General features: G+C 62.4%; 14 protein-coding genes, 1 pseudogene and 1 riboswitch. Of the genes and pseudogenes, 13 read left to right on the top strand and 2 right to left on the bottom strand.

Annotated features, from left to right (window positions below):
* The 7 genes from OS914_RS15290 to OS914_RS15260 form a co-directional block, all read left to right on the top strand.
* The coding region (locus OS914_RS15290; RefSeq protein WP_476375315.1) for a beta propeller repeat protein at positions 1 to 220 on the top strand (220 nt) is incomplete at its 5' end.
* A 4-nt stretch (positions 221 to 224) separates the two neighbouring features.
* Positions 225 to 974 carry a cytochrome c biogenesis CcdA family protein gene (locus tag OS914_RS15285; RefSeq protein ID WP_267546923.1) on the top strand — a complete coding sequence of 250 codons (750 nt, stop codon included), beginning with the start codon at positions 225 to 227 and terminating at the stop codon, positions 972 to 974.
* 38 nt (positions 975 to 1,012) lie between these two features.
* Positions 1,013 to 2,548, top strand: coding sequence for a multicopper oxidase family protein (locus OS914_RS15280; RefSeq protein WP_267546922.1), 1,536 nt, complete (start codon positions 1,013 to 1,015; stop codon positions 2,546 to 2,548).
* Positions 2,549 to 2,560: 12 nt separating this feature from the next.
* The gene (gene lgt, locus OS914_RS15275; protein WP_267546921.1) at positions 2,561 to 3,475 is read left to right on the top strand and encodes a prolipoprotein diacylglyceryl transferase; all 915 of its coding nucleotides are present in this window, start codon (positions 2,561 to 2,563) and stop codon (positions 3,473 to 3,475) included.
* Entirely contained in the window at positions 3,472 to 4,107 is a 636-nt protein-coding gene (locus OS914_RS15270) for a DUF3105 domain-containing protein (protein ID WP_267546920.1), read from the top strand. The genes lgt and OS914_RS15270 overlap by 4 nt, the downstream gene beginning before the upstream one ends.
* A 36-nt stretch (positions 4,108 to 4,143) precedes the next feature.
* Positions 4,144 to 4,392 carry a hypothetical protein gene (locus OS914_RS15265; protein ID WP_267546919.1) on the top strand — a complete coding sequence of 83 codons (249 nt, stop codon included), beginning with the start codon at positions 4,144 to 4,146 and terminating at the stop codon, positions 4,390 to 4,392.
* Position 4,393: 1 nt separating this feature from the next.
* Positions 4,394 to 5,302 carry a cytochrome c oxidase assembly protein gene (locus tag OS914_RS15260; RefSeq protein WP_267546918.1) on the top strand — a complete coding sequence of 303 codons (909 nt, stop codon included), beginning with the start codon at positions 4,394 to 4,396 and terminating at the stop codon, positions 5,300 to 5,302.
* Between the two features lie 91 nt (positions 5,303 to 5,393).
* Here the strand turns inward: OS914_RS15260 and OS914_RS15255 are convergent, their stop codons facing one another.
* The gene (locus OS914_RS15255) at positions 5,394 to 6,209 is read right to left on the bottom strand and encodes a M23 family metallopeptidase (protein WP_267546917.1); all 816 of its coding nucleotides are present in this window, start codon (positions 6,207 to 6,209) and stop codon (positions 5,394 to 5,396) included.
* A gap of 5 nt (positions 6,210 to 6,214) precedes the next feature.
* A riboswitch (cyclic di-AMP (ydaO/yuaA leader) is annotated at positions 6,215 to 6,386 on the bottom strand.
* A gap of 112 nt (positions 6,387 to 6,498) precedes the next feature.
* On the opposite strand from OS914_RS15255, the gene OS914_RS15250 reads away from it, so the two are divergent.
* From OS914_RS15250 to OS914_RS15230, 5 genes are all read left to right on the top strand, one after another.
* Positions 6,499 to 7,152, top strand: coding sequence for a TlpA family protein disulfide reductase (locus OS914_RS15250; protein WP_420713972.1), 654 nt, complete (start codon positions 6,499 to 6,501; stop codon positions 7,150 to 7,152).
* A gap of 12 nt (positions 7,153 to 7,164) precedes the next feature.
* Positions 7,165 to 8,871, top strand: coding sequence for a cytochrome c biogenesis protein ResB (gene resB / locus OS914_RS15245; protein WP_420713974.1), 1,707 nt, complete (start codon positions 7,165 to 7,167; stop codon positions 8,869 to 8,871).
* Complete coding sequence (gene ccsB, locus OS914_RS15240) at positions 8,871 to 9,986, top strand: c-type cytochrome biogenesis protein CcsB (RefSeq protein WP_267546916.1); 1,116 nt, start codon at positions 8,871 to 8,873, stop codon at positions 9,984 to 9,986. The genes resB and ccsB overlap by 1 nt, the downstream gene beginning before the upstream one ends.
* Positions 9,987 to 10,075: 89 nt before the next feature.
* Complete coding sequence (locus tag OS914_RS15235) at positions 10,076 to 10,522, top strand: DUF3515 family protein (RefSeq protein ID WP_267546915.1); 447 nt, start codon at positions 10,076 to 10,078, stop codon at positions 10,520 to 10,522.
* A gap of 63 nt (positions 10,523 to 10,585) precedes the next feature.
* Positions 10,586 to 11,020 (top strand): hypothetical protein, encoded by a 435-nt coding sequence (locus OS914_RS15230; RefSeq protein WP_267546914.1) that lies wholly within the window; start codon positions 10,586 to 10,588, stop codon positions 11,018 to 11,020.
* 417 nt (positions 11,021 to 11,437) lie between these two features.
* Here OS914_RS15230 and OS914_RS15225 read toward each other — a convergent pair.
* Positions 11,438 to 11,763, bottom strand: a pseudogene (locus OS914_RS15225) (integrase core domain-containing protein); the annotation flags it as partial.
* 1,589 nt (positions 11,764 to 13,352) lie between these two features.
* On the opposite strand from OS914_RS15225, the gene OS914_RS15220 reads away from it, so the two are divergent.
* Positions 13,353 to 14,336 (top strand): DMT family transporter, encoded by a 984-nt coding sequence (locus tag OS914_RS15220; protein ID WP_267546913.1) that lies wholly within the window; start codon positions 13,353 to 13,355, stop codon positions 14,334 to 14,336.
* The last annotated feature ends 167 nt before the right edge of the window (positions 14,337 to 14,503 follow it).

Genomic DNA, 14,503 nt, shown 5'->3' with positions numbered 1-14,503 from the left:
AACGACGGCGGCCGTCGGAGTCACGCCGGACGGCAGGGTCTACCTTTCCGGCGACGCGGGACTGAGCTGGGTGCAAACCGGCCAGATCAGCGACCAGGTGCAGGCGATCGCAGCAATTGAGGGAGAAGCGGGGAAGCCGCAGATCTGGGCAGCAACGAGTACCGGCGTTCAGGTCTCCATGGATGGCGGAACGACTTTCAGCCCAGCGGTATCCGGGTAGCTCAATGAACATCGGAGAATTTTTCGCCACGACGGTCAGCTCCGGAGCGCTGCTGATCGCGATGCCATTGGCACTGATCGCCGGCATCGTGTCTTTTATGTCGCCGTGTATTCTGCCTCTGGTCCCGGGCTATCTCGGTTACGTTTCCGGGCTCACGGATCCGGGCCAGCCTAAGAACAGGCGCCGCGTCCTCGCCGGAGTTGGCCTGTTCGTATTGGGCTTCGGGGCGGTCTTCACGCTCTACGGCGCGGCCTTCGGTGCCGTCGGGTCATGGCTCACTCGGTGGCAGGACCCGCTCATCCGGGTCCTGGGCATCGTGGTGATCGTCATGGGTCTGGTGCTGCTGGGTAAATTCTCCTGGCTCCAGCAGACCCGCAAACCTGCACTTGGCCGCCGCACAGGCTTGGCTGGGGCGCCGGTTCTTGGCATTGTTTTCGGTCTTGGCTGGACGCCGTGCATGGGTCCTACCCTCAGCGCTGTCCTGACTCTCAGCGTGACCTCCGGCAACGCCTGGCGCGGCGCGCTGCTGGCCTTCGTTTATTGCCTGGGACTGGGGATTCCATTTGCCCTTGTCGCGATGGGGCTCGGCTGGGTCTCGCGAATCCTCGGCTATGTCCGCAGGCACATTCGCGCAGTCAATATCGCCGGTGCGTCCATGCTCATTGCCCTCGGCCTGCTCATGGTGAGCGGTCTCTGGATGCAGTGGATCTACCAATTACAGGGCCTCTCCGGAACCTTCCTCACTCCGGTCTGAAATTCCCAACTCATCATTATCAGTAAGGAATGGTTACCATGACCACTGAGGTCAACCGCCGCACATTCATTGGACTCTCCGTCGCCGCCACCGCGGCTGCAGCGCTTGCCGCCTGCACCAGCAACCCCGCTCCCACCCAGTCCACCGGCGCGGCGGCGCAACGCATCATGCCCGACAGTCCCTTGATTGCCGAGTATGAGTCGCGCCGCACCTTTACAGGTAAGACCGTCAACTCACAACTGACACCTGCGGCGCTCAAGACCAGTCTTGACAGCAAAGAGATCACCACCTGGGGCTATAACGGAGCCCTCGTCGCACCACTGATCCGTGCGAGCGTCGGAGACCTGCTGGAAGCAAAAGTCACCAACGGGCTCACGGACGGAACGACGGTGCACTGGCACGGTGTGGCGCTGCGGAACAACGACGACGGCGTCCAGAACGTCACGCAGCAGCCCGTCGCTGCGGGGGCCGACTTCACCTACAGGTTCAAGCTGCCCCATCCGGGAACCTACTGGTACCACTCGCATGTGGAAATGCAGCGGGCCCGGGCGCTCTACGGCGCCCTGATCATCGAAGACCCCAAGGAGCCACTGCAGTACAGCAGGGACTGGGTCATTGTCCTTGATGACTGGCTCGACGGCGTCACAGGCACGCCCGATGAGGTGCTGCAGGAGCTGTCCAAGGGCATGAGTATGTCCGGGATGTCCGGGGGCATGGGGCAGGGTGGGATGGATATGGGGCACATGCTGATGGGGGCCCGCAGCGACTTCCTGGGAGGGGACGCCGGAGACGTGAAGTTTCCTTTTCACCTCTTCAACGGCAGGCCGCCGTCCCAGCCGGAAACGCTGACAGCTAAGCCCGGCGAGGTCATCCGGCTGCGCATCATCAACGCCGCCGGGGATACGGCCTACCGCGTCGGTATCCCGGGGCAGAAACTCACCCTTACGCACACCGACGGGTTCCCCGTCGAGCACCGGGACGTGGACGCCGTCGTGCTGGGCATGGGGGAGCGGATCGACGCGCTCCTGACGGTCCGGGACGGAATAACTCCTGTCCTCGCGCTGGCCGAGGGCAAGGGCCAGCTGACATACGGACTCGTCGCCACCGGCATCGGGACGCCGCCCGCGGCAGCGGACCTGCCCGCTCAACTCGACGGCGTCGTCCTCGACGGTGGTCAGCTCAAGGCCGACCCATCCGTGACCCTGCCAATGAAGGCGCCGGACAGAGTCCACGAACTGCACCTGACCGGCGGGATGGACAAGTACGACTGGGGAATCAACGGCAAGCGCTTCGATATGGCAAAGCCGTTAGAGAACACCTTTGACCTGAAAATCGGTGAGCGCGTCCAGGTGAAGTTCATCAACGACACGATGATGTGGCATCCGATGCACCTCCACGGCCACACATTCCAGGTGGGCGATGACGGTGCCCGCAAAGACACCGTCATTGTCAGGCCGAAGCAGACCGTCACCGTCCAGTTCGACGCGGACAACCCGGGCCAATGGCTCACCCACTGCCACAACGCCTTCCATGCCGAACGCGGCATGATGGGCGTCTTCTCCTACACCACCTAAGACAGGCCGATCATGAACCCAGCGGCAGCTTCTGAGCTGTTTTTCCCCTCACCCATCATCGATGCCTTCCAGCTTGGCCCCCTGACGATCCGGTTCTATGCTCTGTGCATCCTGGCAGGGATCGTCTTCGCGGTCTGGCTCACCGACCGTCGCCTCACGTCCCGGGGCGCCCGCGCCGGCGTGGTCTGGGACATCGCCATCTGGGCTGTTCCGTTCGGCATCGTGGGCGGCCGGATTTATCACGTCATCACGGACCCGGAACTCTACTTCGTTCCCGGAAAGAATCCGTGGGATGCGTTCAAAATCTGGGACGGCGGCCTGGGTATCTGGGGAGCCGTGGCCCTGGGACTGCTCGGAGCCTATCTTGGCTGCCGCCGGCACAACGTGCCCTTTACCGCCCTGATTGACTCGGCCGCACCTGGCATACTGATCGCTCAAGGGCTGGGCAGGTGGGGCAACTGGTTCAACAACGAACTTTACGGCGACGCAACGGCGCTGCCCTGGAAATTGCAGATCCATCAGATGGATTTTGCCACCGGCCATGCGGTCACGGACGCGGCCGGGGCACCCGTGGTGCTTGGCTACTTCCAGCCCACGTTCTTGTATGAGTCGCTGTGGTGCCTGGCGGCCGCGTCATTGCTGATGTTCCTGGATAGGAGATACCGGCTTGGCGCGGGATCAGTATTTGCTCTCTACGTGGTCTTCTACACCTCCGGTCGGTTCATCTTCGAGCTACTGCGCTCCGACTACGCCAACACCATCCTCGGGCTGCGCGTCAACACCTGGGTTTCCGCTTTGCTCCTGCTCACCTGTCTCACCGGCTTCCTGGCGTTGCGTCCAAGAGACCGCTCCGCAGCCCAGCCGGACAGCCCGGACAATGAACCGATCGCGGACACCGTTACATCAGGGAATGGAAGTACTCAGTGAACAACGCGGAAAAGCGCCAAACAGAACGCCAGGCAATCGTCGAATCCGTCTACGCCCAGCACCGGGCCAAACAACGTAAACGGAACCTCCTGATCTACGGAGGTTTCGGTCTGCTCGCCGTCGCCATCATCACCGTACTGGCCTACGTTGTCACCGGCTCCATAACGCAGAACAATGCTGCCGCCGATGCGGCGAAACAACCGATTGCTGACGTCAAGACCTACAGCGATCTCACGCGGAACCACGTCTCGGCAGCGGTGGCCTACCCGCAGCAACCCGGAGTCGGCGGCGATCACGCCCAGATTTGGACGAACTGTGCTGTCTACACCCAGCCCGTGAAGGAACAACAGGCGGTGCACTCCCTCGAACACGGCGCCGTATGGATCAGCTACCAGCCCGGTCTCCCGCAAGCCGACGTCGCCACACTGACGTCACTCGCCAAAGACAAGCCCTACATCCTACTGAGCCCCAACCCCAACCAGCCCGAGCCCGTCACAGTGACCGCCTGGGGCAATCAATTGGCCTTGCAGGAGGCAGGGGATGCTCGTATTCCGGCATTCCTTAAGGCTTTTGTTCAAGGTCCGCAAACGCCCGAACCAGGGGCAGCATGCTCCGGAGGCGTCGATGGATAACTGCCGTGCAAGTATTTCAGCCCAATCGAAGGAAACATGATGAAGAAGGACCTCCCCAAGGACGACGCCGCGAAAAGATACCGCAATCACCGGCGCCTGGTACGAAGCGGCCAGGCGATCATGCTGGTCGGCGCCCTGGTCGCGCTCGCTCATTTGATTGCGCACATGAGCATCGTCGGTGGACCTCCGGTGATCCAGGATCTCCTGATTGGGTATCCGACCGGCGGCCTGCTGGTTCTCGCCGGGGCGGTCATGGCCGGACAGACTGCGGCAAAGAAGCGCTGATATGCCTCCCTGGGAGACTGTGATTACGTCGTGGTCCTTGAACTGGGCCGCGTTGGTGGTCATGGTCCCCGCCGCAGCCCTCTATGCACGGGGCCTGTCCTCGGCCCGCCAGCGCGGCATCCACTGGCCGCTGTGGAGAGCTGTGTCCTTCTACGTTCTGGGACTAGGCAGCTTTGCGGCCTTGAGCTTCGGGTTTCCCGGCGTCTACAGTCATGACCTTCGCTGGGCCTTCACCCTGAAGATCACTTGCTACCTGTTTGTCGTACCGCTACTTGCCGGCCTCGGCAAGCCGCTCACGTTGACCCGGCTGACACTGGGTCCGGTTGGGTCGGCCAGGCTTGAAGCCTTTCTGGGTTACCGGCTGATGCGGTTGCTCAGTAATACGATCGTCGCGGCGCTGCTGGGGCTAACGATGTTTACCGTGTTCTTGACGCCGCTGTTTTATCCCTTGCGCACGAGCCCCGGAGCGGATGCGGTCTTGACTCTGGTGGTACCGCTCATGGGGCTGTTAATGACGGTGCCAATCATCGAGGAAGGCGCTGCCGGGGCGGTCAGTGCGCTGATCGTGGTTGAGTTCATCTACGTGTTTATCGAACTCGTCGCGGACGCAATCCCCGGCATCATGATGCGGATGAGTCCGCAGATCCTGGACGGCGCCGCCGTGCCTCTTCTCAACCACCCGGGTTGGCTGCCGAACCCCTTGCGGGACCAGCAGTTGGCCGGGGACCTGCTCTGGTTTTTGGCCGAAATCGTGGACCTGCCGCTCATCATCCTCATGTTTGTCCGTTTCTCGCGAAGCGATAAGCGCGAGGCCAAGACCTTCGACGAACTCACCGATGACCAGCTCGAGGAACTTAGCCGGGCCCATTTGGCCAACCAACGAGAACACGGAGACCAACTCGGCCCTTAACCACCGGGAATATGAGCCAGTGGTTAAGGCCACGCTGGAGTGGTTCAGGCCGCCACTGTTAACGGCATGTTGTTGGATGACACGTGGTGTATCAGATGAAAGGAGCCGGATTGACTGTCTGTTCGTTGACCATGACCTCGAAATGGAGATGGCAGCCGGTGGAATTACCGGTAGTTCCCACGCCGCCGATCTGTGCGCCTTGTCCGACCTGTTCCCCCATCCGAACGACAATGCCAGCCAAGTGGTTGTACGTGGTCTTGATGCCACCGCCGTGGTCGACGACGATGCGGTTTCCGCCGCCGTACTGGCTCCATCCGGCTTCGACAACGACTCCGGGTCCGGCGGAAAACACGGCCGTGCCGCAGGCTCCAGCGAAGTCGATTCCATTGTGCAATTCTCCCGCGGCTCCGGTCAAAGGATTTACCCGATACCCGAACGGCGACGTCACGGTCAAGGCAGTCAGCGGGGGCTGCAGGCCGTTGGAAGCTGGTGCCGGTGCCGCCGGTGCGGGCACTGCTTGCGGAGATACGTCGTGCCCGGGAGTTTGGGTTGTTCCCGCGGGGCGCAGCTCCGGCACAGGATGCGATTCCTGCGCGGGCTCGCTAGTGACTCCCGGCCTAACGAAGGAAAGCGAAGCGTCAGCGGCTGCCGTGACCGACTGTGAGAGGGCAGGTGCCGCGGCCTGGGCAGGACCGGCAGGAGCCGAAGGTGACAAATGTTCCGCTGCATGGGCCGCCGGCAGGGCAGTCAGTGCGATGAGCCCGGCAACAACAGCCGCGGCACCGAGCTGCTGGCCTCGGTTGCCTTTCGCCCGGCCGGCGGCATCAGGGCTGTATCGCCCTCGGGAAACAAATGCGGGCTTGGATGAGACGGCGCGACGGCGGCCGTGCTGGCGGTTGGCAGGCAAAATGGTATTCCTCTCGACGCCGGCGAAGTTAGCTGTCGGATTCGGGCGAGGGGTCTGCCCGGCACTCCTGGAATCCCACCGTGAGGGCGTTGATTCGATGGGAGAGCTTCACCCCAAGGTGCACAGGTGCACCGGTGGTGGTTCCTCCACCCCCGTCTTGAGATCGGACGGCCGGGGGCCGCCGACGGGGTTTGGCGAAGCGGACCACGAGCATACCGGTTAGGGGTATGCATGGACGCAACTTTAGCCGACAAGACTCGAAGTTACAATTTCGTTATAAAGGATTCCAATGTCTCGTACAACCAGCCGTCCCGCGTCAGAATCAACAGACGTGTCAGCCCGGATCAGCCCTTCACGGCGCAGTTTTCTTCAAGCCTCTTTCCTCGGAGGTATGGGCGCGGCCGTCCTGTCGGCGTGCTCGGCGAATGACTCGTTGGCGCAACAGGCCAACGCAGGAGATAACAAGAACTACATCGCCGGGGACGGGTCCGTGACGGAGTATGCGCAGACCGAGCGGAAAGCCCCTGTGGTCATCGCTGGAAGGCTCTTCGATGGGACGGCCGTCGATTCGAAGGCCTGGGCGGGCAGGGTAGCGGTCCTGAACTTTTGGTATGCGGCCTGTTCCCCGTGCCGGCTGGAAGCGCCCCGGCTGGAGACGCTGTACAAGGAATTTACGCCCGAAGGCGTGCTCTTCTACGGAGTCAACATCCGGGACAGAGAACCCGAAGCCGCCGCGTTTGAGCGGACCTTTGGCATCACCTACCCCAGCATGCAGGACACTGATGGAGGTGTGCTGCTGGCGATGACGCAGTATGTTCCGCCGCAGGCGGTCCCCACCACCCTCGTCATCGACAAGGCCGGCAAGGTGGCTTCCCGCATCCTCGGTCTCGCCGACCAGAGCACCCTCAAAGCATTGATCACCGACGCACTGGCGGGGAAATAAACCGTGCGAACAATGAACGAGGCCGCTGCAGCAGCAATGAAAGATACGCCCATCGATCCCGTCCTGCCGCGGCTGGGGGTGCCGGGAACGCTGCGCTGGGTATGGCGGCAGCTAACGAGTATGCGCAATGCCCTGTTTCTCCTGCTGTTGCTGGCAATTGCGGCCGTTCCGGGATCGTTGTTTCCCCAGCGGCCAGTCAACCCTTCGGTTGTCACTCAATACCTCAAAGACCATCCGGGCTACGGACCGTGGCTGGACAGGTTGCAATTTTTCAACGTGTATTCCTCCATCTGGTTCTCGGCCATCTATCTGCTCCTGTTTATCTCGCTGATCGGCTGTGTGGTTCCCCGGACCCGCGCCCACTGGAAGACGATGCGCTCGGCCCCACCCCGCACTCCGGGGCGACTGTCCAGGATGCCCGAGTACGGCACCCTGGCATTGCCGGAAGAACTCGGCATCAGCGCCGACCAGGCCGTCAGGGATGCGGTACGACTGCTCAGACGCCGCCGCTACCGGATACATCTCTACGACGCGGCAGGGGCCCGGCCATCCGTCTCCGCCGAGCGCGGCCTGATTAAGGAGATCGGAAACCTCGCGTTCCACGTCTCTCTCATTGGTGTCCTGGTGTGCGTTGCCATCGGCGGTCTTTTCGGGTACCGCGGACAAAAGATTCTTGTCGAGGGGGATACCTTCGTCAACACACTGGTGGGCTACGATTCCTTTTCTCCCGGAGCCAACTTCAACCCGTCCAAGCTTGACCCCTTCGCCATCACCTTGGACAGATTCCAGGTTACCTTTGACCGCTCATCTAAAGCCCACTACGGCCAGCCCATCGATTTCACAGCAGCCATGACGGTCAAGGACAAACCGGGCGCGGCACCAGTGAAACAGACGTTAAAGGTCAACGATCCCATTAGCGTCGGCGGAGCCAGTTTCTACCTCGTCGGCAATGGGTACGCTCCGGTCGTCACGGTCAAGGACGGAACCGGGAAAACTGCCTTCAGCGGGCCTGTCATTTCCATTCCGAGCGACGGGGCTTACACTTCCCTGCTGGTCATTAAGGCACCGGACGCTGCACCGTCACAGCTCGGATTTGTCGGATTCTTCCTCCCCACAGCCCTGGTAAATGACAAGGGGATCTCCTACGCCAGTGACCCCGATCCCTTCAACCCCCAGCTCAACCTAAACTCCTTCTACGGTGACCTGGGCCTGAACACCGGGCAGCCGCGCAATGTGTACACGCTGGACACTAAAAACCTGACACAGCTCAACGGCCGTGACCTCAAAGCCGGCGGTATCGTCCTGTCCCCGGGACAAAGCTACACGCTACCCGAAGGCAAGGGCTCCATCAGCTTCGACGGAATCAAACGGTACGTCGGAATCGATATTCGCCACGATCCCGGCCAGGGAGGAGTACTGGTCTTTGCCCTCGCCGCGATCGCCGGTCTGATCTGTTCCCTCTTCGTAGGCCGGCACCGCGTCTGGGTCAGAACCGGAACCCACCCGGACGGGCGGACCCTAATCGAATACGGACTCCTTGCCCGCGGAGAGAACCACCGGCTCCCCGCGGAAGCTGCAGCAATCCGGAGACTGCTGCAGCAGGAGTGGAAAGTACCGGATGAAGAAGTCAGGACCATCGACACCAAGGCGCCGACAGCGCGAGCCGGCGCCCCGATCGGCGAAACAAAAACATTTCCAACAATGAGCAAGGACTGGTAATGCCACAAATTAATGAGACATTCGCCCTGTACAGCGAGCGATTCATGCTGCTGGCAGCCATTGCCTACGCGATCGCATTCGTCGCTTTCGCCTGGGACCTGGTGCAGAACAGCAAGACGACGAATGCTGTGCTCGCGCAGAGCCAGCAGGCCGCGGCGGCGGCGTCAAAGACGCGCGTGCGTGCGATGTCCGGGACCGGCTCGGAGAGCGGAGAAGAGGATGGCTACCAGGACACTACCTTGGGTGGCCCGGAGGGTCGCGTTCAACGGCCCACGTTTCATGCTGCGGTCCCCGCCGCTGGTGCTGGCGGCGCCGCAGTCACCGCCGATGATTCGATGCGTTACGGGTCCGCGCGCCGTGGCACTGCGAGGGTTGCCGTCGCACTGACGCTGGTAGCGGCCGTTATTCACGGCGCAGGCGTACTGACCCGCGGCCTTGCCGCGGGGCGGGTGCCATGGGGGAACATGTACGAGTTCTGCACGACCGGCGGCTTCGTAGTAGCGGCGGTGTTCCTGATCGTCCTCACCCGACGGGACCTGCGCTTCCTGGGCACCTTCGTCATCGGCCTGGTGCTGGTAATGATGACTGCCGCCTCCGTCGCTTTCTGGACACCCGCCGGTCACTTGGTGCCGGCCTTGCAAAGCTACTGGCTGATCATCCACGTCTCCATCGCGGTGATGTCCTCGGCACTGTTCACCCTGACATTCGCTATGTCCGTCCTGCAACTAATGCAGTCCCGCCGTGAGGTCGCCCTGACCAGCGGCACGGCAGACAAGCTGGCATTCATGCGCCTGGTCCCGTCGGCACTGAGCCTGGAGAATATGGCGTACCGGATCAACGCCGTCGCCTTTGTGGGCTGGACCCTGACGCTGATGTTCGGTTCAATCTGGGCGGAAGCGGCCTGGGGCCGTTTCTGGGGCTGGGACACCAAGGAAGTCTGGACCTTCGTGATCTGGGTGGTTTATGCCGGATACCTGCACGCCCGCGCCACCAGGGGCTGGACCGGGACCCGGGCGGCCTGGCTGTCCATTGTCGGCTACCTCTGCGTGGTCTTCAATTTCAGCATCGTCAACGTCTACTTCGCCGGGCTTCACTCCTACGCCGGAGTCCGCTGACCATGCGCTTTGCTGAGCGTAACATAAGAGCGGGACCCCGACGCCCGCAGAAGCGCCGAAAGGCGGCCATCAAGCGCATCACTGTAGCTTTGGCACTTCTAACCCTCACTTTTACCTCCCGAGCCCCGGCCGTCGAAATCAAAGCCGCAGCCGATGCAGCCAATCCTGAGTGCGCCAACCTGCTGGCCAAACTACCAAATACCGTCGCAGGGCTCAATCGCCAGGAAACCTCCGGCAGGTCCACCGCCGTCTGGGGGACGCCATCCGGGATAGTACTTCGTTGCGGCGTCCGCGCACCCGGCCCCACAACGCAAACGTGCGCCACCGTCAACGGCATTGACTGGCTCGTGAATGAGACCGCGGATACCATAACGCTGACCACCTACGGGCGGACGCCGGCCAGTGAGGTGCTCGTGCGGATCGACAATGCCCATGCCGGAGAAGTGCCAGCCACCCTTGCAGCGGCGATTTCGGGTACTCCTCCCGTCGCCCGGTGCGTGGGGACCGCAGACGTTCCTTCCATTCCGGTTGGTTGACATCGGAACCTGACACCAGTGAATTTTCCACCCACTTTTGACCATTGCCAGGAGGCAACCCCCTTGACCGAAGCATCACACCAACCCGCAAGCAAAACGCCCCAGCGCCTACCCCTGTCCGCCCGGCGGACCATCCTGATAGGAGTGTTGGCCGTCCTCGGAGGCGTCGTTGCCTCGCAACTGCTGACGGGTGCGCAACTCCTCGCCGTGGTCGGATTAGTCATCGTCCTCACAGGCCTGTCCACCAGCGGTATAGCCGGGCGACAGCCGCTAATGTGGCTCACTGCGGCCTTTGGCGCCGTCTGGGTGGGGGCAACCATTGCCTATTGGTTACCCATCCTCGATGCCGTGAACAAGGCTCTTCCGCAGCCGGCTTCCGCTTCGAGCCTGTTCGTGATCGGGCTGTGTGCCTTCATCGCCATGATAATCAGCACCGGCTGCGCCTTCATCCGCAGGGTGAGCGCCCGAAGGGTGGGGAATAAGGAAGGAGCTTCCTAGGGCCAGACTTCTTGCCGGTGCTGCCTCCGCGGTGAGGTTCTTCGCAGCCGCCCGCCACCAGGGACGGGAAACCGTGCGCGGTACTGCCAAGTGTTGTCGACGAAAAGCCGGACCGGACCTCAGCTCGTAGGAGCGCCAAACCTTGCTGTCGCAGATCTTCGGAAGGAAGCGTTTCTTGGGCTATGTCGGCGGATGCACCAATGAGCAGGCCGATGATTGGCAGGCAGCTGGGAGTATCCGGGGGCGGCAGCCCCCGCTGAGGTATCCGGCCCAGACTTTCGTCATGACCTCACGCACGGACTGGTTCGCGGGCAAAACCCGGACCCGCCACGACCGCCGCCAGGGCCAGACACAATACAGTCACTTCCGCACGCCGAGCGGGTCGGAAGTTTTAAAGTTGAACGATACCAATGGGAGCTAGGCGGCTTCGGTTGTGGTGGTTTCCCTTGGTCGGTTAATCCACGCTTCGTCGGGTAGTGCGAGGATTTTCGGGCCGGTGTTGGTGGTGAAGCGTTCAGGGTTTCTGGCACGGGCTGCAGCCAGCGTTGCCGAGCGTTCCTGGCCATGACGGTGGCGTGGCCACAGTGGACATTCGCAGGGGTGTGGAAGCCGATCTCGGAGTGCTGGTGGTGATGGTTGTACATGTCCACGAATCCGCTGATGAAGGTTGAGGCATCGTGGACGGAGGCGAAGCGCGCGGGGAATTCCGGCTCGTATTTTAGGGTCTTGAACAGCGCCTCGCTGTTATTCCGATATCGGAATAACTCCGATTATCCCATGCTCGTGGTTATGCCGAGTGCGGAACCGTTCCGGGATGATTTCCCTCGTCAGAGGGCTGCCGTGGCTTGAACTGTTCGGCATAATTGCGCCGTAGGTTGATGCGTGCTCTTTACGGGATTTTCGTTCAGAGGAAGCCAAGATGAAGCAGCGGCAGTCGGTGGGCGTTACGGGACCGCTTTCGTTGTATGTTGAGGGGTTTCGGCAGAGTCTGGAAGGCCGGGGCTACGCTCCGGTCTCGGTACGCTGGAGCTGCGGCAAAATTTGTCGCACTGGATCAGTGGTTGCGTGGGCAGTGTCTGGCCGCCGGCGATCTGGGTGCTGGCTGCGTGGAACGGTTGGTCGCGGCTCGACGGGGCCAGGGGCGGAAGACGTTCATCGCGGTGGCGAACTTTGCGCTTCCGATTGCGTATTTGCGTGGGATCGGCGTGGTACCTGAGGCCCCTGCACCTGTTAATCAGTGTTCCCTGGTTTTGGAGCGGTATCGCAGCTATCTGGTCACCGAGCGTGGCCTTGTCGAGAGCTCGATACCGGTCATCCTGCATGTCGCCGAAAGTTTCAGCAGGAAGTTGGATCATTGGCTCGAGGAACCGTCAGCAGCCGAGGTCAGCGGATATATCGCAGCACAGTCCGCACGTTCTAGTATCGGTGAACGCGTTGGCATCGTTTCTGCGATTCCTCCACGTCACGGGTATCACCGCCGAACCGCTTGCTGCGGCCCCGCCGAAACTCGCTGGATACCGTCAAAACGTGCCGTGTGAACTCGACGAAGACGATTGAACATGGCTGCTTCACGGCTGCTCTGATTACAGCCGCGATGGCATAGGCAGCGACAGCTGACGCGGTTCCTGGGTAGAGCTTGAAACCTGGCGACGCCACTCGAATCGTGCCGTATGCCTCCCGGAAAAACATGAGGATGCGTAGGGACGAAGGTCCCTACGACAACGCGAAGCGGCGCTAAAACGTTCCAATAAGAGGTAGGACTAATGATGTACGGGTGGGACGGCGCCCATTTGGGCGGGGGTTGGCGGGTGAATCGCGCTGGCACTGATGATGACCATGTGCTGGGACGGACTCATTACCCTTGGTGCTGGTGCTCCGCCCGTCCGCAGGCCCAAGAGCGGAGCCGCTGCGGCCACGCACCACGACGCTGAGCATCTACTTAGACGATCAGTTCGCGCTCGGCGGGATCGATGAGCAAGAATTGCCGCCCGTCGCGCGGCGCTGGGGGCGCAGTCAGCCTATCAATCAGCCATACCGGAACGTCTCGATGAGGTGCACAGGCACCCTAACATCGGCCTATATCCGATTAGGCCTTTACGGGCTGGTTTCGTTCTGCGACCGTTGAGACTGGCATCTGCTACTGTTTGCGCCGTCGGCGCTGCGCAGGAATCGATTTCTCGAGAGGTAACAACAATGGGTCGGGAGAACGCAACCGCGGTGAGGCGCTTCGGCCGAAGTATCCGCGGTGGCCGAGCATCGCTGACATGAGCATCATTGCGGTGCCCGTCGGACAATGCCACTGCCTCGGACGCCTGCCGGATCGGAGTGGTCGGTGAAGGCGCCGATTGACGCGGGCCGTGCCCGAACCGCCACCGGCCTACCCTCGCCGCTGCGGATGCTGTGGATCACCGCGGCCCTGGGTGTCTGTTTCCTCGGTATCCAGTGGGGGTTGCGCGACGCTCCGCTGTTGTGGTTCGCCGCGCTGCGGGCGCTGCTCGGCGGCGCCGCGCTGGCTATCGTCGCCGTCTGGCAGCGGCGACGCCTGCCCTCCTCGATCAGCGCCTGGGGAAGGACTGCGATCCTCGGGCTGGTCAACGTGAGCCTGGCCTTCGCCGCGATGTTCGCCGGCGTCGCCGGTTTGGCCACCGGGGTCGCAGCGGTGCTGGCCAATGCCCAGCCGCTGCTGATCCTGTTGCCCGCGTGGTGGCTGTTCGGGGAACGAATCACAGCACGAACCGGGGTGGCACTGGGTGTGGGCTTCACCGGACTTCTGGTGGTTTCGGTGCCCGGCGGCGGCGGCTCGGGGGCGCTGCTGTCCTTGATCGCGGCCGCCGCGGTCACCGCGGGTACGCTGATGGTGCGGGGCATGGCCGGCATCGACGTCGTGGTGCTCAGTGCAGCGCACTTCCTGATCGGCGGACTGGTGCTGGCCGGGGCGGCACTTGTGGTGGAAGGGCCCCCCGCCATCGACTGGACCCCTCGGTTCATGATCGTGCTCGGGTTCCTGGGCCTGGTGGCGACCGCGGCGACCACGCTGGCCTGGTTCGTGGAGGCCCAACGGTCGCCGCTGGCCTCGCTGACCGTGTGGATGTTCTTGATCCCCGTATTCGGCCTTCTGATCGGGGTGGTCGTGCTGGGCGAACGACCTACCGCGTGGACATGGTTGGGTGTCGCCCTGGTGCTGGTGAGCATGTGGGTGGCACTGACCAAGCAGGGCATCCCGGGTTCCGGCCCGCCAGGTCACCTGTGCGCGGCATGCCCACCCGATGCCCCCGACGAAGCCCACAACGGCGCGAGAACGAGATCACGACGCTAGGTGTATCTGGGGAGCGAATCGTGCCCGTGAGGTTCATGATCGGTATGTCCGGCACTTCGGCTTGCCGGGTGCGCTGGCGGCCAGGAAGTCCTGCCGTATCCCCAGCGTCGAGTCCGTTATTGCCATCGGGGCTGACTCCGTCAGGGCGTGGATCGAATCAATGGTTT

It is taken from the genome of Arthrobacter endolithicus (assembly GCF_026627425.1).
Lineage (GTDB): Bacteria > Actinomycetota > Actinomycetes > Actinomycetales > Micrococcaceae > Arthrobacter_M.
Note: the sequence above shows the minus strand (reverse complement) of the source record. Positions and strands in the feature narration are given on the sequence as shown.

Coding starts and splice junctions, on each gene's coding strand:
- OS914_RS15260 (WP_267546918.1), top strand. CDS start 4,394: ATGCCTCCCTGGGAGACTGTGATTACGTCGTGGTCCTTGAACTGGGCC.
- resB (WP_420713974.1), top strand. CDS start 7,165: ATGAACGAGGCCGCTGCAGCAGCAATGAAAGATACGCCCATCGATCCC.
- OS914_RS15285 (WP_267546923.1), top strand. CDS start 225: ATGAACATCGGAGAATTTTTCGCCACGACGGTCAGCTCCGGAGCGCTG.
- OS914_RS15265 (WP_267546919.1), top strand. CDS start 4,144: ATGATGAAGAAGGACCTCCCCAAGGACGACGCCGCGAAAAGATACCGC.
- lgt (WP_267546921.1), top strand. CDS start 2,561: ATGAACCCAGCGGCAGCTTCTGAGCTGTTTTTCCCCTCACCCATCATC.
- OS914_RS15250 (WP_420713972.1), top strand. CDS start 6,499: ATGTCTCGTACAACCAGCCGTCCCGCGTCAGAATCAACAGACGTGTCA.
- ccsB (WP_267546916.1), top strand. CDS start 8,871: ATGCCACAAATTAATGAGACATTCGCCCTGTACAGCGAGCGATTCATG.
- OS914_RS15280 (WP_267546922.1), top strand. CDS start 1,013: ATGACCACTGAGGTCAACCGCCGCACATTCATTGGACTCTCCGTCGCC.